This is a genomic window from Streptosporangium sp. NPDC048047, assembly GCF_040653115.1.
GTDB lineage: Bacteria > Actinomycetota > Actinomycetes > Streptosporangiales > Streptosporangiaceae > Streptosporangium.
The window spans coordinates 152,856-170,468 of sequence record NZ_JBEZNH010000005.1 but is presented as its reverse complement, the minus strand read 5'-3'; the positions used below and the strand labels follow the sequence as shown (position 1 = coordinate 170,468).

At 73.1% G+C, this 17,613-nt stretch carries 18 protein-coding genes and 2 riboswitches; of the genes, 10 read left to right on the top strand and 8 right to left on the bottom strand.

Annotation, left to right across the window (positions count from 1 at the left end; translation table 11 throughout):
* Nucleotides 1-92 precede the first annotated feature (92 nt).
* Nucleotides 93-422 (bottom strand): hypothetical protein, encoded by a 330-nt coding sequence (locus AB0D67_RS06565; protein WP_362930630.1) that lies wholly within the window; start codon nucleotides 420-422, stop codon nucleotides 93-95.
* A 38-nt stretch (nucleotides 423-460) separates the two neighbouring features.
* Between AB0D67_RS06565 and AB0D67_RS06560 the strand changes: the two genes are divergently transcribed.
* The 3 genes from AB0D67_RS06560 to AB0D67_RS06550 all read left to right on the top strand — a co-directional run bounded on the left by AB0D67_RS06560 (nucleotide 461) and on the right by AB0D67_RS06550 (nucleotide 3,012).
* The gene (locus tag AB0D67_RS06560) at nucleotides 461-991 is read left to right on the top strand and encodes a PadR family transcriptional regulator (RefSeq protein ID WP_362930628.1); all 531 of its coding nucleotides are present in this window, start codon (nucleotides 461-463) and stop codon (nucleotides 989-991) included.
* A gap of 208 nt (nucleotides 992-1,199) precedes the next feature.
* Nucleotides 1,200-2,159 carry an ATP-binding cassette domain-containing protein gene (locus tag AB0D67_RS06555; RefSeq protein ID WP_362930626.1) on the top strand — a complete coding sequence of 320 codons (960 nt, stop codon included), beginning with the start codon at nucleotides 1,200-1,202 and terminating at the stop codon, nucleotides 2,157-2,159.
* A gap of 103 nt (nucleotides 2,160-2,262) precedes the next feature.
* Nucleotides 2,263-3,012, top strand: coding sequence for an ABC transporter permease (locus tag AB0D67_RS06550; RefSeq protein WP_362930624.1), 750 nt, complete (start codon nucleotides 2,263-2,265; stop codon nucleotides 3,010-3,012).
* Nucleotides 3,013-3,169: 157 nt separating this feature from the next.
* Here AB0D67_RS06550 and AB0D67_RS06545 read toward each other — a convergent pair whose 3' ends face one another.
* Together AB0D67_RS06545 and hutU are read right to left on the bottom strand one after the other, a co-directional pair.
* Nucleotides 3,170-4,003: a MurR/RpiR family transcriptional regulator gene (locus AB0D67_RS06545; protein WP_362930622.1), complete on the bottom strand. Its 834-nt coding sequence runs from the start codon at nucleotides 4,001-4,003 to the stop codon at nucleotides 3,170-3,172.
* Between the two features lie 204 nt (nucleotides 4,004-4,207).
* Nucleotides 4,208-5,863 carry a urocanate hydratase gene (gene hutU / locus AB0D67_RS06540; RefSeq protein ID WP_362930620.1) on the bottom strand — a complete coding sequence of 552 codons (1,656 nt, stop codon included), beginning with the start codon at nucleotides 5,861-5,863 and terminating at the stop codon, nucleotides 4,208-4,210.
* A 511-nt stretch (nucleotides 5,864-6,374) separates the two neighbouring features.
* On the opposite strand from hutU, the gene AB0D67_RS06535 reads away from it, so the two are divergent.
* Nucleotides 6,375-6,692 carry a hypothetical protein gene (locus AB0D67_RS06535; RefSeq protein WP_362930618.1) on the top strand — a complete coding sequence of 106 codons (318 nt, stop codon included), beginning with the start codon at nucleotides 6,375-6,377 and terminating at the stop codon, nucleotides 6,690-6,692.
* A gap of 91 nt (nucleotides 6,693-6,783) precedes the next feature.
* Here the strand turns inward: AB0D67_RS06535 and AB0D67_RS06530 are convergent, their stop codons facing one another.
* On the bottom strand, nucleotides 6,784-6,984 hold the full coding sequence (locus AB0D67_RS06530; RefSeq protein ID WP_362930616.1) for a hypothetical protein: 201 nt from the start codon (nucleotides 6,982-6,984) through the stop codon (nucleotides 6,784-6,786).
* A gap of 384 nt (nucleotides 6,985-7,368) precedes the next feature.
* Between AB0D67_RS06530 and tsaA the strand changes: the two genes are divergently transcribed.
* Nucleotides 7,369-7,773 carry a tRNA (N6-threonylcarbamoyladenosine(37)-N6)-methyltransferase TrmO gene (tsaA, locus tag AB0D67_RS06525; protein ID WP_362930614.1) on the top strand — a complete coding sequence of 135 codons (405 nt, stop codon included), beginning with the start codon at nucleotides 7,369-7,371 and terminating at the stop codon, nucleotides 7,771-7,773.
* 50 nt (nucleotides 7,774-7,823) lie between these two features.
* On the opposite strand, the gene AB0D67_RS06520 is transcribed toward tsaA, so the two are convergent.
* The 3 genes from AB0D67_RS06520 to AB0D67_RS06510 are packed head-to-tail and all read right to left on the bottom strand — an operon-like array spanning nucleotide 7,824 to nucleotide 9,782.
* On the bottom strand, nucleotides 7,824-8,531 hold the full coding sequence (locus AB0D67_RS06520; RefSeq protein WP_362930612.1) for a nucleotidyl transferase AbiEii/AbiGii toxin family protein: 708 nt from the start codon (nucleotides 8,529-8,531) through the stop codon (nucleotides 7,824-7,826).
* 5 nt (nucleotides 8,532-8,536) lie between these two features.
* The gene (locus tag AB0D67_RS06515; RefSeq protein ID WP_362930610.1) at nucleotides 8,537-8,872 is read right to left on the bottom strand and encodes a hypothetical protein; all 336 of its coding nucleotides are present in this window, start codon (nucleotides 8,870-8,872) and stop codon (nucleotides 8,537-8,539) included.
* Nucleotides 8,873-8,879: 7 nt separating this feature from the next.
* Nucleotides 8,880-9,782: a hypothetical protein gene (locus AB0D67_RS06510; protein WP_362930608.1), complete on the bottom strand. Its 903-nt coding sequence runs from the start codon at nucleotides 9,780-9,782 to the stop codon at nucleotides 8,880-8,882.
* A gap of 215 nt (nucleotides 9,783-9,997) precedes the next feature.
* Nucleotides 9,998-10,096: riboswitch (glycine riboswitch) on the top strand.
* Nucleotides 10,097-10,191: riboswitch (glycine riboswitch) on the top strand.
* Nucleotides 10,192-10,224: 33 nt separating this feature from the next.
* Here AB0D67_RS06510 and gcvT point away from each other — a divergent pair.
* The 4 genes from gcvT to AB0D67_RS06490 all read left to right on the top strand — a co-directional run bounded on the left by gcvT (nucleotide 10,225) and on the right by AB0D67_RS06490 (nucleotide 15,313).
* On the top strand, nucleotides 10,225-11,316 hold the full coding sequence (gcvT, locus tag AB0D67_RS06505; protein ID WP_362930606.1) for a glycine cleavage system aminomethyltransferase GcvT: 1,092 nt from the start codon (nucleotides 10,225-10,227) through the stop codon (nucleotides 11,314-11,316).
* On the top strand, nucleotides 11,313-11,702 hold the full coding sequence (gcvH, locus tag AB0D67_RS06500; RefSeq protein WP_362930604.1) for a glycine cleavage system protein GcvH: 390 nt from the start codon (nucleotides 11,313-11,315) through the stop codon (nucleotides 11,700-11,702). Before gcvT ends, gcvH begins: the two co-directional genes overlap by 4 nt.
* A 78-nt stretch (nucleotides 11,703-11,780) precedes the next feature.
* Nucleotides 11,781-13,157, top strand: a complete 1,377-nt coding sequence (locus AB0D67_RS06495; RefSeq protein WP_362930602.1) for an L-serine ammonia-lyase — start codon at nucleotides 11,781-11,783, stop codon at nucleotides 13,155-13,157.
* 212 nt (nucleotides 13,158-13,369) lie between these two features.
* Nucleotides 13,370-15,313 carry a hypothetical protein gene (locus AB0D67_RS06490; RefSeq protein ID WP_362930600.1) on the top strand — a complete coding sequence of 648 codons (1,944 nt, stop codon included), beginning with the start codon at nucleotides 13,370-13,372 and terminating at the stop codon, nucleotides 15,311-15,313.
* A gap of 227 nt (nucleotides 15,314-15,540) precedes the next feature.
* On the opposite strand, the gene AB0D67_RS06485 is transcribed toward AB0D67_RS06490, so the two are convergent.
* Nucleotides 15,541-16,161, bottom strand: coding sequence for a DUF6286 domain-containing protein (locus tag AB0D67_RS06485; RefSeq protein WP_362930598.1), 621 nt, complete (start codon nucleotides 16,159-16,161; stop codon nucleotides 15,541-15,543).
* A 148-nt stretch (nucleotides 16,162-16,309) separates the two neighbouring features.
* On the opposite strand from AB0D67_RS06485, the gene AB0D67_RS06480 reads away from it, so the two are divergent.
* A complete protein-coding gene (locus tag AB0D67_RS06480; protein ID WP_362930596.1) occupies nucleotides 16,310-17,503 on the top strand; it encodes an amino acid deaminase/aldolase in 1,194 nt (397 codons plus the stop codon).
* Nucleotides 17,504-17,613 lie beyond the last annotated feature (110 nt).

Sequence of the window (17,613 nt, the reverse complement as noted above, 5' to 3'; positions counted from 1 at the left end):
GGCCCGCCGTCACCCCCTCCGGGCGGCGCCGCCCAGGTCACCGCCCGTCCGCGGGCCGCCACCGGGTCGCCACCGGGGTGCCGCCGGTACGGCTACCGGTACGGGCGGAAGGTCGCGGGGCCGGGCCGCTCCAGGGTCAGGGCGTACTCGTCGTGCGGGTAGCGGTGGTCGTCCGGGCGGACCCGGACCTCCCCGGCGGCGGCCTCCAGGATGACGCAGCGGTACCACTCGCCGTCCCGCAGGAACTCCCAGTGCCCCATGAGGACCTCCAGCCCGGACCGCCGGACCTCCTCGTCGGCCTGATCCTCGGACCCGGTCTCGCCGAGGGGGTAGCCGAACACGGTCAGCGGCTCCCAGCCGTCGCCGTTCTGCCGCAGGTAGCCCAGGAGGGCGCCGTCGTCGTCGCGTCTGATCTCTCTCACGGTTGACACCATATACAAACTTGAATACAAACTTGTATATGTCCTCCACCCGCGTTCTCCTTCTCGGCGTGCTGCTCGACGGCCCGCTCCACGGCTACGAGGTACGGCGCCGCCTCGAAGTCATGGGCACCCACCACTGGGCCAACGTGGCCTACGGCTCGATCTACCACGGGCTGGCCAAGATGGCCGACGAGGGCCTGCTGGAGCGGGCGGAGGGGGGCAGGGGCGGCAAGACCGTCTACGCGATCACCGAGACCGGCCGGGAGGAGTTCAACCGCCTGCTGCTGTCGAACTGGTGGGAGATCAAGCCGATCGTCGACCCGTTCCAGGTGGCGCTCACCTTCATGGACCGGCTGGCGCCGGCCGAACTGACCTCGGCGCTGGACGCCAGGGCCGCCCAGCTCCGGTTCTCCGTCGAGATGGTCCGGCGGGCGATGGGCGGCAAGCAGGCCTACGGCGCTCCCCCGCACATCGACGAATGCCTGCGGCTGAACCTCCTCCAGCTCCAGGCCCAGCTCACCTGGGTGGAGGAGGCCGCCGAGAAGGTCAGGAACGGCGAGCTTCCCTGAAAAACCGGTTGAGCCTCACCCCACCGGAGGGTTCACCCTCTTCTTCGGGCACGCCGTGAAACGTCCTGGCGCGCCTTCCGGATAGGTCTTCCGAACCTTCCGGACCTTCCAGTCACGCCCCCCGGAAGAGCACGTCCCGGCGTTCGCCACTCTTCTCCGGCGAACACCCCGGAGCACCGCACGACCCCTCATCCCCGAACGGAGAATCATGATCATTGAGGCACAGGGTCTGCGCAAGACCTTCACCGCCCGGCGCGGGCGCGGCAAGGCCGAGGAGGTGGAAGCCGTCCGGGGCATCGACCTGAGCGTCGGCGAGGGCGAGATCTTCGCCGCGCTCGGCCCGAACGGCGCGGGCAAGACCACCACGGTCCGGATGCTCGCCACCTTCACCATCCCCACCGCCGGGACCGCCCGGGTCGCCGGACACGACGTGGTCACCGAGGCGGCCAAGGTCCGCGAGCGGATCGGCTACGTCAGCCAGGCCGGCGGCGTGGACGACAACGCCCCCGGCCTGGAGAGCCTGGTGCTGGCCGCCCGCCTCGCGGGGGCCTCCCGCAGGGACGCGCTGGCCCGCGCCGGCGAGCTGCTGGAGACCTTCAGCCTGACCGAGGTCGCGAACCGCCCGGCGCGAACCCTCTCCGGCGGGCAGAAGCGCCGCTTCGCCCTGGCCATCGGCCTGGTGAACCGGCCGCCGCTGGTCTTCCTGGACGAGCCCACCACCGGCCTGGACCCGCAGAACCGCGCCAACCTGTGGGACGAGATCCGCGCCCTGCGCGACGCGGGCACCAGCGTGCTGCTGACCACCCACTACCTCGACGAGGCCGACGCCCTGTGCGACCGGCTGGTCATCATCGACCACGGCCGGATCGTCGCCGAGGGCACCCCCGCCGGGCTGAAGAAGGAGGTCGCGGGCGACGTCGTCACCCTGCGGACCGGCGACCCGGCCGCGGCCCGGGAACTGCTGGCCGCGCAGCCGTACATCGCCGAGACGCGCCTGGAGGGGGAGGTCCTGCGCGCCTACCTCGACGACGGCGAGCACAGCCTGCCCGCGCTGCTGCGCGCCCTGGAGTCCGGAGGCGTGACGATCGGCTCCATCTCCCTCGACCGGGCCACGCTCGACGACGTCTTCCTCAAGCACACCGGTCGCTCCCTGCGCGACGCCGCCTGACACCCGCCGCCCGGCCGTCACCGCGCGACGCCACCCGGCACCGACCGGCCGTGCGGCCTCCGACCCCCGACCCCCGACCCCCGACCGAAGAAGGAACCCCCCGATGCTCCGGCACACCATGCTCTTTCTGGGCTACGAACTCGGCAACCTCCGCCGCAACCCCGCCTGGCCCCTGCTCGGCATCATGCAGCCCGTCCTCTACCTGCTGCTGTTCGCCCCACTGCTGACCAAACTGACCCCGGGCGGGACGCTGTCCGAGGCCCTGGTCGTGTTCACCCCCGCCGCCCTGGTGATGATCGCCCTGTTCGGCTCGATGTTCACCGGGTTCGGCATGATCAACGAGACCCGCAACGGGGTGCTGGAGCGGCTGGCGGTCAGCCGGGCGTGGCGGCCCTCGATCGTCCTCGGCAGGGTCGCCAAGGACATGATCATGCTGGTCCTGCAGTCGCTCCTGGTCCTCGGCGTGGCCGCGCTGATGGGCCTGCGGATCTCCCTGGCCGCGATGGGCCTCATGCTGCTGCTCATGGCCGTCACCGGTCTGTTCGCCGCGAACCTGTCGTACGGCCTGGCGCTGTCGATCCGCGACGAGAACGGCATGTCACAGATCGTGCAGTTCTTCCTCCTGCCGCTGATGCTGCTGTCCGGCCTGATGCTGCCGATCTCCCTCGGCCCGGACTGGATGCAGGCGGCCGCGAAGTTCAACCCCCTGTACTACGCGGTCGAGGCGGGCCGGGCGCTGTTCGCGGGAGACTTCTCCAGCGGCACGATCCCGACCGCCTTCGCGCTGTTCCTGGTCCTGGGCGTCCTCACCCTGACCTGGTCGGTCCGCTCGCTGCGCAAGCTGGCCGGCTGACCCGCACAGCCCGCTCCCCCGGCCCCGGAGCCCGCCCGCTCCCCGGTCTTCCCGCGACCCCGGCTCCCGCCTCCCGATGGCGGGGCCGGGAGGGTGGTGGGACCGGGGAGGCGGTGGGGCCGGGCGACGGGCCGGGGCCTGGGAGGCGGTGGGGCCGTCACTCGACGAAGACCCCGCCCTGGTCGGTCATCCGCTCGTACTCCTCCAGGCGGGCCTGGGTGCGCAGCGGCGCGGCGTCGGCCATGGCCTCCACCAGCACCATGGCCAGGGCGAGCGGCGCCGCGTGCGAGTCGAACACCAGCCGCTCGCCGACCGGCGCGTCCAGCAGGACGTCGGCCTCGAACGGCACGTCGCGCCGGTCGGTGATCACCGCGGTCCGCAGGTCCAGCTCGCGTGCCTGGTTCAGGGCTGCGACCGCCTCGGCGGGGTAGCGGGGCAGGACCACCGCGACCAGCCAGCCCGCCCCGGCCCGGCGCGCGGCGTGCAGGCCGTCGGCCAGCTCGGAGCCGCCGTGGACCATCAGGCGGACGTCGGGGTGGATGCGGCGGGCGAAGTAGGCGAACGTGGTGGCCAGCCCGCTGGAGACGCGCAGCCCCAGCACCGGCAGCGGCTCGCACCCGGCGAGCGCGGCGCCCAGCTCGGCGACCGTCGACGGGTCGGCCAGGCCCTCGCGCACGCCGCGCAGGTTGCCGATCTCGACGTCGATGGCGGTCTGCAGATCGTTGGCGTTCCGCGGGTCGCCGGCGCGCGGCGGGACCCGGTCGCCCACCACGAGGGGCCGCAGCGCCTGCCGCAGCTCGGGATACCCGGCGAAGCCGAGCCCGACGGCGAACCTGGTGACCGACGGCTGGCTCACCCCGGCCCGGTCGGCCAGCTCCACGCTGGACAGGAAGATCGCCTCGTCCAGGTGGTCGCCGAGGTAACGGGCGATCCGCCGCTGCACGGGCGACAGCCGCCGGCCCTCAAGAAGTCGATCGAGTCCGTGCCCCACGTCCCCTCCAACCGCCGGGCCGCGCACGGGCATTCCCGCACCCGCCGCGCATCCGGTGTGTGTCCACCGCGCGTCCGGCGCGTGACCGCCGCACGACCGGCGCGTACCCGCCCGGACGGGACCCGTCCGCGCCCTGTCCGGCGGGCCCGGCTGCCAGGCGGGCCCGCCCGTGGTCCGGCGCGGGCCCTCGGGCCCGCAGGCCGGTCAGGGCTCGCGCATCGGGACGCGGACGCCGCGCTCCTCCGCCACCGTGACGGCCTCGTCGTAGCCGGCGTCGACGTGGCGCATCACGCCGGTCCCGGGGTCGTTGGTCAGGACCCGGTTCAGCTTCTCCGCGCCGAGCCGGGTGCCGTCGGCGACGGTGACCTGACCGGCGTGGATCGACCGGCCGATGCCGACGCCGCCGCCGTGGTGGATGGAGACCCACGCGGCGCCGGAGGCGACGTTGAGCATGGCGTTCAGCAGCGGCCAGTCGGCGATCGCGTCGGAGCCGTCGGCCATGCCCTCGGTCTCCCGGTACGGCGACGCCACCGACCCGCAGTCGAGGTGGTCGCGGCCGATGACCAGCGGCGCCTCGATCTCCCCCGAGGCCACCATGTCGTTGAACCGCTCCCCGGCCAGGTGACGCTCGCCGTACCCGAGCCAGCAGATCCGGGCGGGCAGCCCCTGGAAGTGGACCCTCTCCCCGGCCATCCTGATCCAGCGGGCCAGCGGCTCGTTGTCGGGGAACAGGTCCAGGATCGCCCGGTCGGTCCTGGCGATGTCGGCGGGGTTCCCCGACAGCGCGGCCCAGCGGAACGGGCCTCTGCCCTCGCAGAACAGCGGCCGGATGTAGGCGGGCACGAAGCCGGGGAAGTCGAAGGCGCGCTCGAAGCCGGCCAGCTTCGCCTCGCCCCGGATGGAGTTGCCGTAGTCGAAGACCTCGGCGCCGGCGTCCTGGAAGCCGACCATGGCCTCGACGTGCCGGGCCATGGACTCGCGGGCCCTGCGGGTGAAGCCCGCCGGGTCCTTGTCGCGCTCGGCGGCCATGTCCTCGAAGGCCATGCCGGACGGCAGGTACATCAGCGGGTCGTGCGCCGACGTCTGGTCGGTGACGACGTCGATCTCGGCGCCTCGGCGCAGCAGCTCGGGGAAGGCGTCGGCGGCGTTGGCCTCGACCCCGATGCTGAGCGGCTCGCGCCGGTCGCGGGCGTCGTAGGCCAGGCGCAGCGCCTCGTCGAGGTCGGCGGCGCGGACGTCCAGGTAGCGGTGCTCGATGCGGCGGTCGATGGACCGGGGGTCGCAGTCGACGCAGATCACCACGCCGCCGTTCATCGTCACGGCCAGCGGCTGGGCACCGCCCATGCCGCCGAGCCCGGCGGTCAGCGTGATCGTCCCTGCGAGCGAGCCGCCGAACCGCTTGGCGGCGACGGCGGCGAAGGTCTCGTAGGTGCCCTGCAGGATGCCCTGGGTGCCGATGTAGATCCAGGAGCCGGCCGTCATCTGCCCGTACATGGTCAGGCCCGCGGCCTCCAGGCGGCGGAACTCCTCCCAGTTCGCCCAGTCGGGCACCAGGTTGGAGTTGGCGATGAGGACCCGAGGCGCCCACTCGTGGGTGCGGAACACCCCGACCGGGCGGCCGGACTGCACCAGCAGCGTCTCGTCGCCCTCCAGAGTGGTCAGGGTGCGGACGATCGCGTCGAAGGAGCGCCAGTCGCGCGCGGCCCGTCCCGAACCGCCGTAGACGACGAGCTGCTCGGGATGCTCGGCCACCTCCGGGTCCAGGTTGTTCTGGATCATGCGGAGCGCCGCCTCCTGCGGCCATCCCCTGGCGGTGAGCGTGGTGCCGCGTGGGGCGCGCACGGTCCGGCTGCCGGTCATGACCGAGCCTCCTCATCGTCATGAATGAATGCATTCATATTTGTCACCCGGAGGCCACGGGTCAACCCGGCGCGGCAGGCCCGGTCCGGGAGACCCGGTCCGGGAGACCCGGTCCGGGAGACCCGGTGTGCGAGGCCGTGTGCGGGGCCCGCCCGGGAGGGTGTGCGGGGCCCGGTGCGGGAGGACGCCCCGGCCGCCGCCGGGACGCCCTCCGTTTCCGGCCGTCCTCCGGCCCCCGCCCTGACCCTAGTCCCGCACGGACTGGGCGAAGAGGAGTGAGCCGGGGAGCGCCCACGGGACGCTCCGAATTGCGAAGAAGAGGCTCCGCACAGGCCAGGTGCCCGCTTTCCGGAGCGGCGAATCAGCGGGAAGCCGGGTCTTCCGAAGTATCTCGCCACCCGCTACGCAGATTTTCCGCAATCCCCGCCGAAGGCTTGAGGCGGTCACCCGGGGGGATGGTGACGGTCAGGGGGCCCGCCGAGTACCGGAAAGCGCCAGAAGGGGGACCGGCATGAAGGACGCGGACGATGTGAACCTGCCCGGCGGTTCGGACCTGACAGGGGTGTCGGGTGACGCGGCGGACATCGGCCCGTCCGCCGACGCGAACCTGACCACGGAACAGGCCGCGGTCTTCAGGGCGGTCTCGGAGTTGGAGAGCTCCGGCGGACCGGGACACGTGGCGGAGATCGCACGGGTGACGGGGTTGGACCCCGGGCGCGTCGAGGAGGTACTGGCGGAGCTCATCGGAGGGCCCGGCCTGGTCGTCGCCGCCACCGACCCCTGGCACTCCGAGCTCGGGCCCCGCTACCAGGTGCAGAGCCTGGACTGACGGCGGCGCCGGGCACCGGCGCTCCACGGCCCGGAGGGGGAGCACGGGCCGCGGAGCGCCAGCGCCCGGCGCGGCCGGGCGGGGGCGGGCGTCAGCCGCGGCGGGCGGCGCCGTACTCCCTGCGCATCTCGGCCACGGTGTCCAGGATCTCGTCCTGGGTCTTGAGGAGCCTGGCCTCGGCCTCCTCGGTCCGCCCCTCGGCGGCGAGCCGCCGGTCGCCGACCCGGCCGCCGAGCTTCCGCTTGGCCTTCGCCTTCATCTCACGCAGATTGAGCTTCTCGACCAGACCCACGATCCACACTCCTTCGGCAGGCAGGCCCTTCAGCTTCCCGGGGAACGGCCGGATATGCCTGCCGGACCACGAATCGGCCCGTCCCCGCCCGAAGCGGTCCGCCGCCCGGCTCTGGTGCGGCGGGCGACGGGCGACGGGCGACGGAGGGCAGGCGACAGGCGGCGGGCGGCGGGCGGCGGACCGCTTCGGGCGTCGAGGACCGCCGTCCGGCGCCCCTTGCGCACCAGGTCGCGCAGGGGCGAGACTTTCGCGGCGGAGATCCACATGTTCGGCCGCCCGACGTCGGACGGCCGGACCGACCAGGCCGACGGGCGGGCGGCCGGAGGAAGCCCCACGGGCACGCCGCCGGGGTCCGGGCGCCGCCTCAGGAGAGGACCGAGGACTTTGGCCGAATACACGCTGCGCCCGGTCGGGCGCGTCGAGTCGGCGCTGACCGACCGCGCGGCGGCGCCCCGGCAGCCCGACGAGGGAGCGCCCGACGCCTGGCTCGTCTTCGACGACCGGTACGCCCCCGCTCTGGACGGCCTGGTCCCGGGCACCGACGTGCTGCTGTTCACCTGGCTCGACCGCGCCGACCGCGAGACCCTCGCCGTCCGCCCGCGCGGCGACGCCACCCGGCCTGTCACCGGCGTCTTCGCCACCCGCGCGCCGGACCGGCCCAACCCGATCGGCCTGCACACCGTCCACATCCTCGCCGTCGCCGGTGCGCGCGTCCACGTCCGCAACCTCGAAGCCCTCGACGGGACCCCGATCCTGGACGTCAAGCCCATCCTCACCCCTGACCGCTGACCGCTGACCGCTGACCGCTCCCCGCGGACGGCGGACGGCCTCCCCGAGGATCAGCCGATGTCGGGGAGGTCGGCCGACTCGGCGCCGTACTCGGCGTCGCCGTCCTCCGGGCGGCGGAGCTTGACGTCCTCCACCCAGGCGGCGCAGTACCGGCGGATCGCGGCGGTCTCCTCCGCGGTCAGGCCGTAGGCCTCGAAGTCCTCGTCGGCGATCAGCTCGACGAACTCCAGGCGCATCACCAGCTCGGCGAGCGAGAACTCCTCGTTGTGCAGGCGGGCGAGGCCCTCCAGGTCGCGGAAGCCGTACAGGTGGGAGACCGAGACGACGTCGATGACGTCGCGGGCGAGGCTGCGCTCGTGCAGGGCCCGCATCTTCAGGCCGACCGCGTCGTCCAGGGAGACCACGGACACGTCGCCGACGACCACGGGCCCGCGCTGGAGCGCCTCCCTGAGCAGGTCGAACTCGCAGCTCTGCTCGGTCACCGGGTCGCTCACCACCAGCCGCGCCATCCTGGGCCCGGACTCCACCACGGTGGCGTCCAGCCCGGCCTCCCGGAACGTGTCGGCGACCGCGCCGGCCACCTCGGGCAGCGGCGTCTCGGCGGCGGTCGCGAAGTCGAGGTCGTTGCTCGGGCGTTCGGTGAGGCCGTGGGCGTTCATGGCGTAGCCGCCGGCCAGCACGAGGCCGAACCGGTCGCAGACCGGCAGGACGGCCTGGAGCATCCGTTCCTGCAACGGGGGCAGTCGTATCGCGTCCACCCTGCTCACTCCCACCTGGCTCGCGCTCGTCCCAACGCGGAGATCTTGCCCTCCCAGGCCCCGCGGTAACTCGGCCCGAGGCCGCGGCGCAGCAGGGGCCAGTCGGCGAGGAGGATCCCGGCGTTGAGGTACGCCTCGGCGTCCTCGCGCCCGCCGCCGGTGATGACCGTCCGGTAAAGGCTCATCCGCAGCAGCCGGTTCCCCAGGTCGAACTCGGTCAGGCCCGACCAGGCCAGGTGGACGGGCAGGCTGACCACCCCGGTGGCGGGGCCGCGCAGGTCGGCGAGGGAGTCGGGCACCCGGTGCGCCACGCCCTCCCAGCGGGACGGAAGTCCGCTCACGGCCGGGTCACTCCCGGCTCGCGGTGTGCTCGCGGCCGTCCCGGCCCGCGGCGCCCTCGTGGTGTCCCCGGCCCGCGGCACGTTCCCGGCCCGTGACGCGCTCCTGACCCGCGGGGTGCTCGTGGCGCTCCTGGAGCCTGACCAGGCGGCGGGTGGAGGGCAGGTCGTGCCGGCCGGAGACGAACTCCTGGAAGGCGATCTTCGCCTGGATGACCGGTCGCCGCCAGCGCCTCTCCCGGTGCACCGCCGTGGCCATCTTCCGGGGCCGGGGCCGCCGGGAGCCGGGCGCCATGAACCAGTGCGCCCACGGCGAGCCCGGGCGGGCCAGCCGTACCGCGCCCACGATCAGCAGCGGCGGCAGGAACAGGCCGGCCAGGCCGGTCCAGATCTTCCCCTTGAGGAGGGTGACCACGGCCAGCGCGAGGTTCGCCACGATGACGCCGGCGGTGAGCCACGCCCCGCGCGGCGTGCCGTCGGAGTTCTCCCAGCCCAGCGGGCGCAGACCGGTGAGGAGCAGGCCGGTGATCGCGATCGCGGTGAACACCGCGTCCACCGACGCCCGCCCCTCCTCCTCCCAGTAGACGTCGCGGAGGTGCAGGATCAGCGCGAACTCGTCCAGGATCAGGGCGGCCCCCGCCCCGAACACGGCGGCCGTCACGGCGTACCAGCCCTGGGAGAGACCCGAGACGACCAGCCCCGCCACCCCGCCCAGCAGGGTCAGCACCACACCGAACACCACGTGGTGGATGTGCATGTCGCCGACGCCGACGTTCCCGAACCAGCCGATCTTCGCCCGGATCAGCCGGACGTTGATCCTGGTCAGCACGAACGCGGCGATCAGCGCGACGAAGAAGCAGAACAGCGGCAGCCGTCCCGTCTCAAGGATCCTCTCGCGGAAGAAGTCGTCCATCGATTCATCAGATTATGCAAGGAACCCATGCGACACGGCCGCCCCGCCGTACGGCCGGGCGGAGACGGACGTTTCCCCGCGAGCCCCCCGCGAGTCCCCCACGAGCCCCCCGCGAGCCCCGGTGAGTCCCCGTGAGTCCCCAGTGAGTTCCCGGTGAGTCCCCGTGAGGGATTTCGCTCGGCGGGTGCCGCCGGTTAGGCTGGCCACGGCACCGATGAACCCGTGCGGGAGAGAGTCCTGACATCCAGGCCAGGACCCCTGAAGGAGCAAGCCCTCCCCGCGAACCTCTCAAGGCAAAGGACCGTGCGGGTAGGTGACCTCTGGAAAGCAGGCCGTACGGCCTCGCCGAAGGTGAAAGTCCGGCAAAAATCGGGCGAAGCTCTCAGGCATCAATGACAGAGGGGGAGGATGCTCTCATCCGTCCCCTGCCTGAGGTGCGAACATGTCACGACCCACGCCGCTGCGCGGTGTCCACGAGGCTCTCGGCGCCACCCTGACCGACTTCGCGGGGTGGCTGATGCCGCTGCGTTACGGCAGCGAGTCCGCCGAGCACAACGCCGTCCGCCAGGCGGCGGGCCTGTTCGACCTCTCCCACATGGGTGAGATCTTCGTGACCGGCCCGCAGGCGGGTGAGGCCCTCGACTACGCGCTGGTCGGCCACCTGTCGGCGCTGGAGCCGGGCCGCGCCCGCTACACCATGATCGTCTCGCCGGACGGCGGCGTGCTGGACGACCTGATCGTCTACCGCCTGGCCGCCGACGAGTTCATGGTCGTCGCCAACGCGTCCAACTACCCCCGGGTCGCCGCCGAGCTGACCGATCGGGCCAAGGACTTCGACGCCGCGGTGGACGACCGCTCCGAGGAGTACGCGCTGGTCGCGGTGCAGGGCCCGAACTCGCGCGCCATCCTCGGCGGGCTCACGGACGCCGACCTCGACGGCCTGAAGTACTACGCCGGCCTGCCCGCGACCGTCGCCGGGATCCGGGCGCTCATCGCCCGCACCGGCTACACCGGCGAGGACGGCTTCGAGCTGTTCGTCGCCGCCGGTGACGCCGAGGCGCTGTGGTCGGCGCTGACCGAGGCGGGCGCCCCGCACGGTCTCATCCCCGCGGGCCTGTCCGCCCGCGACACCCTCCGCCTGGAGGCGGGCATGCCGCTGTACGGCAACGAGCTGACGTCCGGGCTGACCCCGTTCGACGCCGGGCTCGGCCGTGTGGTGAGGTTTGACAAACCGGGCGACTTCGTCGGCCGGGCCGCCCTGGAGCCTCTCAGGGACGTCCCGCCCGCGCGCCGCCTGGTCGGACTGATCGCGACCGGCCGCAGGGTGCCCCGCCACGGCTACCCGGTGGTCGTCGCCGGTGACGGCGCCGTCGTCGGCGAGGTGACCAGCGGAGCCCCGTCCCAGACCCTCGGCAGGCCCATCGCCATGGCCTACGTGGACGGTGACCGTTCCGAGGGTCTGGCCGTGAGCATCCGGGGTACCCATGAAGCGGTCGAGGTCGTCGACCTGCCTTTCTACAGGAGGAAAAAGTGAGCAGCATTCCCGATGACCTGCAGTACACCAAGGAGCACGAGTGGGTCGCGGGCATCGACGACGGCCTGACCCTCACCGTGGGCGTCACGGCCTACGCCGCCGAGTCGCTCGGTGACGTGGTCTACGTGCAGGTCCCCGAGGTCGGCTCCACCGTCGCCGCGGGCGACGCGGTCGGCGAGGTCGAGTCCACCAAGTCGGTGAGCGACATCTTCGCCCCGGTGGGCGGCGAGATCGTCGAGGTCAACGACCTGGTCGTGGACGACCCGTCGCTGGTCAACAGCGACCCCTACGGCGAGGGCTGGCTCTTCCGCGTCCGTATGGAGGGCCGGCCCGAGGACCTCCTGTCCGCCGAGGAGTACGGCGTGCTCACCTCCGGTGAGTCCTGACCTCCTCCCAACAGTGCCGTGACCATGCGGGCCATGGGGGCTCGCGTGGTCGCGGCGACGCAAGCAAGGACCAGATCAATGGCGATCAGCGTCTTCGATCTCTTCAAGATCGGTATCGGCCCGTCCAGTTCGCACACCGGCGGCCCGATGGCCGCGGCGCACAGGTTCGCCCGCGGCCTCGCCCAGGACGGGCTGCTGGAGAAGACCGCGAGGGTCGAGGCGATCCTGTACGGCTCGCTCGGGCTGACCGGCAAGGGCCACGGCAGCGACAAGGCCGTCCTGCTCGGCCTGTCGGGTGAGAAGCCCGAGCTGGTGGACGTCGACACCGTCGACGAGCGGCTGGCCGCCATGCGCGAGAGCGGGACCGTCCGGTTGTACGGCGCGCACGAGATCCCCTTCGTGATCGGCGAGGACCTCGTCTTCGAACGGAAGATCTCGCTGCCGCGCCACCCCAACGGCATGCGCTTCACCGCCTTCTCCGAGTCGGGTGACCCGCTCCGCGAGAAGGTCTACTACTCGGTGGGCGGCGGGTTCGTGGTGGACGAGAACGCCACCGGCGCCGACCGGATCAAGCCCGACGACACCGCGGTGCCGTACCCCTTCACGACCGGTGCCGAGCTGCTGGCGCACTGCGCCGAGACCGGCCTGTCGATCTCCGGGCTGATGATGGAGAACGAGAAGGCGTTCGGCCGCTCCGCGCAGGAGATCCGCGACGACCTGCTGAACCTGTGGCGCGTCATGAGCGAGTGCGTGCGGCGCGGCATCGACAAGGAGGGCGTGCTGCCCGGCGGGCTGAAGGTCCGCCGCCGGGCCCACCAGCTCCACCGGCGGCTCAGCGGCGAGTCGTCCGGGCAGGACCCGCTGCAGGCGATGGACTGGGTCACGCTGTTCGCGCTGGCGGTGAACGAGGAGAACGCGGCCGGCGGCCGGATCGTCACCGCCCCGACGAACGGCGCGGCGGGCATCGTCCCGGCCGTGCTCACCTACTACCACCGGTTCACGCCGACGCCCGGCGAGGACGGCGTGGTGCGCTTCCTGCTGACCGCCGGGGCGATCGGCGTGCTGTTCAAGGAGAACGCCTCCATCTCCGGCGCCGAGGTCGGCTGCCAGGGCGAGGTCGGGTCGGCCTGCTCGATGGCCGCGGCCGGGCTCACCGAGGCGCTGGGCGGCACCCCGGAGCAGGTGGAGAACGCCGCCGAGATCGGCATCGAGCACAACCTCGGCCTGACCTGCGATCCGATCGGCGGACTGGTGCAGATCCCGTGCATCGAGCGCAACGCGGTGGCCTCGATCAAGGCGATCACCGCCGCCCGGATCGCGCTGCGCGGAGACGGCCGGCACTTCGTCCCGCTGGACAAGGCGATCAAGACGATGCGCGACACCGGCCGGGACATGCTCGACAAGTACAAGGAGACCAGCCGCGGCGGCCTCGCGGTGAACGTCATCGAGTGCTGAGCCGCCGCCGCAGGCCGCGTGCGCACGTCTCCGCAGGTCACCGTGCGGGAAGGTCTCCGGCGCAAGCCCGTTGAATCATCAGAATCGGCAGAATCAGCGCAAAAGCCGCCTTTCCGCACCTGATCTCCGCCGGGCGGCCTATGCTGGTTGGCTCGTCGCGGAGGTTCCGGCCGCAGGAGCCTTCCACCCGAGATGGACCCGGAGGTCGGAAGGTGTCAGCGGGAGTACGTCCGGACCGCCGTTCCCCGCGCCTCCTCCGCCTTCTCGGCGCCCACTGGGTCTTCCTGGCCGCCCTGCTCGCCGGGGGCGCGCTGCGGGCCCTGGCCGTGCTCGGCTACCGCCCGGCCCTGTGGTTCTGGGCCGACTCCTTCGTCTACCTCAACGGCGGCCTCGACCCACGGCCCATGGAGTCGCGGCCCTCGGGATACTCGCTGTTCCTGTGGCTGCTGCACCCCCTGTCCAGCGTGCCGGCCGTCGTCGTCGTCCAGCACCTCCTCGGCCTGGCCACGGCGGTCTGCGTATACCTCGTGCTGCGCCGCCCCGGCGGCCTGCCCGGCTGGGGCGCCACGCTCGCCGCCCTGCCGGTCCTGCTGGACGTCCACCAGGTCCAGCTCGAACACCTCGTCATGGCCGACTCCCTGATGGAGTTCCTCGCGGTGCTGGCCGTCACGCTGCTGCTGCGGCGGGAGCGGCCAGGTGTCCCGGCCGCCCTGTTCGCCGGACTGCTGCTGGCCGCGGCGACCGCCACCCGGACGATCGGCCTGCCGCTGACCGCCGTCGTCCTCGTCTGCCTGGTGATCCGCCGGGCCGGCTGGCGGGCGGTCACCGCCACCGCCGTGGCCGCCGCGCTGGGCCTGGGCGCCTACGCCGCCTGGTTCCACTCCGAGTACGGTTCCTACGGGCTGACCCGGGGCAACGCCTTCCTGTACGCGCGCACGCTCACCTTCGCCGACTGCCCGAAGATCAGGCCTGCCGGTCCGGAGGCCACCCTGTGCCCGGACGAGCCGGTGAGCGAGCGCAAGGCCCCGCCGGCGTACATCTGGGACGGCTCCTCCCCCCTGAACGAGATCGAGGGGAGCTGGGCGGAGCGCGACCGGCTCGCCGGCGACTTCGCCGCCCAGGCCATCAGGGCCCAGCCCCTCGACTTCCTGCGCACCGGACTGGCCGACGTGGCCCACATCTTCGACTGGAACCGCCGCGTCTACCCCGCCCCCGGCCCGCAGAGCGCCTACGTCTTCCCGGAGACGGCCAGGCCCTTCCCGGAGGGCGCCGCCTCCCGGGGCCGGACGGCCGAGCAGATCACCGCCGCCTACCAGGGCGTCTCGGGCCGGCCCGTGCTGGCCGAGCCGTACGCCGGGTTGCTCCGCGACTACCAGCGGTACGGCTATCTGCGCGGCCCGTTCATCGCCGCGATCGTGCTGATCGGCCTGGTCGGCGTCCTGGCGCGCGTCCGGCGGCTCGGCGGCGCCGTGCTGCTGCCGTGGGCGGCCGGCGCGACGCTGCTGGCGCTGCCGCCGTTCATCGCGGCCTTCGACCACCGGTACGTGGTGCCCGCCCTGCCGTTCGCCTGCCTGGCGGCCGGGCTGGCCTTCTCCCGGACCGCCAGGAGGTCTCGTGCGGCGGATGAGGAGACCCCGGGCGCGTCCGGCCCGGAGGTGCCGGCCTTCCCCGCGCCCGGGCGGAGCGACCGGCTCGTGCATCCGGTCCCGGCCACCGCGGCGGCCGACGCGCGTCCCGGCATGTTCTTCAGCCCGTCCCGCGATGCCTTCCCGAGCCTGGGAGACCGGGATCCGTGGGCGGACCACGACCCGCCCGCCGTACCGGCCGGGTCGTGGTCCGGCGGGTCAGCGCCGTCCGACGTGCAGCCGGACGACCGCCCCGAGATCGTCATCTCCGACCGTCCGGCGCACCTTGCCGACCGCATCGCGGTTCAGCCGCGCGACGAGCTTCGCGAGGTCCGACGACGGCCCGCAGGTCACCGAGATCCGCAGCCGGTCGCATTTGACCCACCGGACGCGGATCCGGGCGAGCCCTTCGATTTCTTTAAGCGCAACCCCCAGCATGGCGGTCGCGCTGCCGCTCCGGCTCCCCAGTCGCCCCAGCCCCACGGCCCGGATCAGCCAGAGGATCGACAGCAGCGCCAGCGCCGTCAGTAGCAGCGCGGCCGCCCACCCCGCCCACGGGTGCTCGGCCACCCGGGCGGGCAGCCCGCGGGGCAGCAGGCGCTCCCCGCGCGGCCGGGGGAGCTTGCCCTCCCCGCGCAGGAAGCCGTAGAGGCCGGCCGCGGCCAGCGCCAGCCCGACGACGGCGAGCCCGATGCGGTTGCCCCGGTACGGCCTCATCCGCGCTCTCCGTCCATCCGCCGCTCCCGTCCGCCGGACATCTAGAGTCCCCGCTTGCGGAGCCGTACCACGATCTCCCCCTCGGAGATCGCGCCCAGGCCCGCCAGCCGGTCGCCCACCACCGTGCCGACCTGGCGGAGCAGGGGGCCGGTCCGCTCGGCGCCGCTGATGACCGTGATCTCGATGTCCCGCGCGCCGAGGCGTACCCGCGCGCCGGTCACCTCGTCCACCGACTCGGCCGCCGCCCGGAGCGTACGGCGCAGCCCGCTCCTGGTCAGGCCGATGTACAGCCGCGGGTCGGAGGTCTCCAGCGGCGCCAGCCGGGTGCGCCCCGGCAGCAGCGCGAGGGTGAGCAGCACGGCGCCGGCGACGATCGCGCCCATCGAGACGAGGATCACGGAGGGGTCCGACCAGGCGGCGGCGCCGGGCCCGGTGGCGATTCTCCGGTACGGCACCCGCCCCAGCGGGTGGTCCGTCACCATCCCGGCCGTCACCCCGGCGGCGGCCGACAACGCGGTGGACGTCATCAGGGCGACCACCACGCCGGCCGGGCTCCTCGCCGGGCGGAACAGCCGTACCGCCCGGCGGCGTGCGGCGTGCTGCTGTTCCTCGGCCGTCGTCCCCCCGAGCCCCGCCGAGGTCTCCTGAAGGCTACTCGTCACGCCTCCAGGCTTAACCGGCCGGAAGCTCCCGTGCGGGCCGCGACCTGCCATTTTCATGATCTTGGGATCGCCCTGGCGGGAGACTTTACCGCCGCCCGATGGACATGAATACTGCTCATGTTCGGCCGGTCCGGGTTATCCTGCCGTCATGGACGACCGCCAGCGCTACGACCGGGTCACCGCGCACCTGGACCCCCCGTTCGCCGTCCTCGACCTGGCGGCCATGCGCTCCAACGCGGAGAACATGGTCCGGCGGGCCGGCGGCAAGCCGATCAGGGTCGCCAGCAAGTCGATCCGCTCCCGCCCCGTCCTCGAACGGATCCTCGCCATGGACGGCTTCGCCGGGATCATGGCCTTCACCCTCCCCGAAGCCCTCTGGCTCGTCTCCACGGGACTGCGGGACGTGCTCGTGGCCTACCCCACCGCCGACCGCGCCGCGCTCGCCGAGCTGGCCGCCGACGGCCGCGCGGCCCGGGAGATCACGATCATGGTCGACCACCCCGACCACCTGGACCTCGTCGAGTCGGCCGTGGCCGGCGTCCGCGACCGCCACGAGATCCGGGTCTGCCTGGACATCGACGCGGGGTTCGTCGCGTTCGGCGGCAGGCTCCGGATCGGCGCCCGCCGCTCCACCGTCCGCGAGGCCGGCCAGGCCGCCGACCTGGCCGCCGGCATCGCCAAGCGGACCGGCTTCCGCCTCGTCGGGCTGATGGCCTACGAGTCCCAGATCGCCGGGGTCGGCGACGCCCCGCCGGGCGGCGCCGCCCGCACCCGGGCGATCCGGTGGATGCAGGCCAGCTCGCGGCGCGAGCTCCTCTCCCGCCGGGGCCGCATCGTCCACGCCGTCCGCCAGGTCGCCGACCTGGAGTTCGTCAACGGCGGCGGCACCGGCAGCATCGAGAAGACCGCCCGCGAGAAGGCCGTCACCGAGGTCGCCGCCGGATCGGGCTTCTTCCACCCCCGCCTGTTCGACTTCTACCGCGGCTTCACCGGACGGCCCGCCGCGCTCTTCGCCCTCCCGGTCGTCCGCCGCCCCGCCGCCGGCGTCGTCACCGTCCTCGGAGGCGGATACCACGCCTCCGGCGCCCCCGGCCCCGACCGCCTCCCCCAGCCCTACCTCCCCTGCGGCCTGCGCTACGACCCCGACGAGGGCGCCGGGGAGGTCCAGACCCCCCTCCTCGGCCAGGCGGCCGAGGAACTGCGCGTCGGCGACCGCGTCTGGTTCCGCCACGCCAAGGCCGGCGAACTGTCCGAGCGCTTCGCGAGCCTGCACCTCATCGACGGCGAGGAGATCGTGGAGGAGGCCCCCACCTACCGAGGCGAGGGCCGGACCTTCCTCTGACGCACACGGCCCCCTCTGACGCACACGGCCCGCGGGCTCACACCCGCGGGCCTCACGTCTTCACGTTCCCGGGGACTCACGTTCCCGGGGACTTGTTTCCCCGGCGTCTT